At 64.7% G+C, this 2,287-nt stretch carries 2 protein-coding genes; one reads left to right on the top strand and one right to left on the bottom strand.

From position 1 onward, the window contains the following. Positions 1-117: 117 nt before the first annotated feature. Positions 118-669 (bottom strand): single-stranded DNA-binding protein, encoded by a 552-nt coding sequence (locus RT460_RS19470; RefSeq protein ID WP_313321370.1) that lies wholly within the window; start codon positions 667-669, stop codon positions 118-120. A gap of 253 nt (positions 670-922) precedes the next feature. On the opposite strand from RT460_RS19470, the gene RT460_RS19465 reads away from it, so the two are divergent. Next, positions 923-1,954: a LacI family DNA-binding transcriptional regulator gene (locus tag RT460_RS19465; RefSeq protein ID WP_313321371.1), complete on the top strand. Its 1,032-nt coding sequence runs from the start codon at positions 923-925 to the stop codon at positions 1,952-1,954. The last annotated feature ends 333 nt before the right edge of the window (positions 1,955-2,287 follow it).

Here is a 2,287-nt window from a genome sequence, read left to right as displayed (position 1 = left end):
AGGCCTAAAGGGTACTGCTGGTCAGCTGAGGCTCCACGCTAATCCGCGATGAACCTAAAAAAAGCCCCGTAAAACGGGGCTTTTCTTCAATCCATTTCACCAACACCGATGGGTGGCTTAGAACGGAATATCGTCGTCGGCAAAATCATCCATCGGCGGAGCCGACTGCTGCTGCGCCGGTGCCGGGCGCTGCTGGCGCTGACCGCCGCCGTAGCCACCGCCGCCACCCTGGTCCTGGTTGCCGTAACCCCCCTGGCCGCCACCCTGCTGCTGACGCGGAGCCGACTGGCGCTGCGGACGATCGCCGCCCATGCCGCCACCGCCGCCGCCTTCACCACGGCCGCCGAGCATCTGCATTTCGTTGGCGACGATGTCGGTGGTGTACTTTTCCACGCCGTCCTGGCCGGTGTATTTGTCGTAGCGCAATTCGCCTTCGACATAGACCGAGCTGCCCTTGCGCAGGTATTCACCGGCGATCTCGCCGAGCTTGCCGAAGAACACCACGCGGTGCCATTCGGTACGCTCCTGCTGGTTACCGTCACGGTCCTTGCGCACGCTGGTGGTGGCCAGGCTGATACGGGTGATCGCCATGCCGGCCTGGGTGTACTTGGTGTCCGGGTCGTTGCCGAGATTGCCGACGAGGATGACTTTATTGATGCCGCGGGCCATAGGTTCCTACTCTTCCGTTGGGGTCCACCCGCCGGATGCGGGCAATAGCCGACGCATTATATCGTTCCCGCGACAGATATCAGTCAATCCGCGCAGGCCTTGGCACGTAAGGCTTGTGCCCTCCGCGGAGCAGCTGACGCGGCCCCAGGCCAAGCCCGGGACGGGTTCAGGCCCGGCCCGGCAGCGCGGCCACTCGTCCCAGTCCCGCGTGGCCCATGGCATGATGCCCGACGTCTTCACATCGCTAGGCATGATGGTCATCAAGGGCAAAGCCACCTCATTGGATATCGCACACATGGCGGGCGTGTCGCAGCCCACCGTGTCGCGAGCGCTGCGCGGCAGCCCGATGGTCAACGCCGAGACCCGCCAGCGCATCCTGGATATCGCCCGGCAGCTGAACTACAAGGTCGACAAGAACGCCTCCAGCCTGCGCTGCCAGCAATCCGGCACCCTGGCCCTGCTGTTCTTCGAGGACCCGACCCCGGACGATTCACTGATCAACCCGTTCTTCCATTCGATGCTGGGTTCGATCACCCGCGCGTGCGCCCTGCATGGGCGCGACCTGCTGGTGTCCTTCCAGCAGCTGTCCAGTGACTGGCACGCCGATTTCGAGGACAGCAACAAGGCCGACGGCATCATCCTGCTGGGGTATGGCGACTATCACGAGTCGGTGGAGCGCCTGCAGCGGCTGGTCGAGCAAGGCACCCACTTCGTGCGTTGGGGCGCCGCCCTGCCCGGCCAACCGGGGGTGTCGGTGGGCAGCGACAATTTCCAGGGCGGCTACGACATCAGCGCACACCTGCTGGAGCAGGGCTGCCGGCACGTCGCCTTCCTCGGCCATGCTTCCAGTCACTACCCGGAATTCGAGGAACGTTACCGCGGTCATGTGCAGGCGCTGCGTGACCGCGGCCTGGAACCAGATGCCCGCCTGCAACACGACGCCATCACCACCGAGGAATCCGGCCATGCCGCCTGCCTGGCGCTGTTGGATCAAGGCATGGCGTTTGATGCGATCTGCGCGGCCAGCGACCTGATCGCCATCGGTGCCTTGCGCGCCCTGCGCGAACGTGGCTTGCAGGTGCCGCAGGACATCGCAGTGACCGGTTTTGATGATATTCCGCTAGCTGCCTCGGTATCGCCGGCGCTGACCACGGTGCAGCAGGACACCAAGCAGGCCGGCCAGCTGCTGGTCGACAAGCTGCTGGGCCTGATTGCCGGTGAATCCGTGGAAGGGCTCACCATTCCGGTGAAACTGGTGGTGCGAGAGTCTTCGCGTCGCGGCTGAGCCACCGCGAAGTGCGATCCGCCCGTAGCCCGGGTAAGCGCAGCGCACCCGGGAAAAGCAGGACGATCCAATCGAAACCGGCAGCCACGCGCGTATCAGGCACAGGCCCCGGGTGCGCTGCGCTTACCCGGGCTACAGGTGTTCGCGTAGCTCGGACAGCGGCTCTATCAGGTGAAATCCTTGAGGATCTCGCCCACGCCCGATGGCGAAATCTCAAACCCCAGCGGCGTGCCGGGGTTGATCACCACCCCATAGCCACCGGGCACGCGCCGCAGCCACGTAGCCCGGGTAAGCGCAGCGCACCCGGGAAAAGCAGGACGATCCAATCGAAAC

The organism is Stenotrophomonas sp. (genome assembly GCF_032061965.1).
Taxonomy (GTDB): domain Bacteria; phylum Pseudomonadota; class Gammaproteobacteria; order Xanthomonadales; family Xanthomonadaceae; genus Stenotrophomonas.
This window is presented reverse-complemented; position numbering and strand designations above follow the sequence as displayed.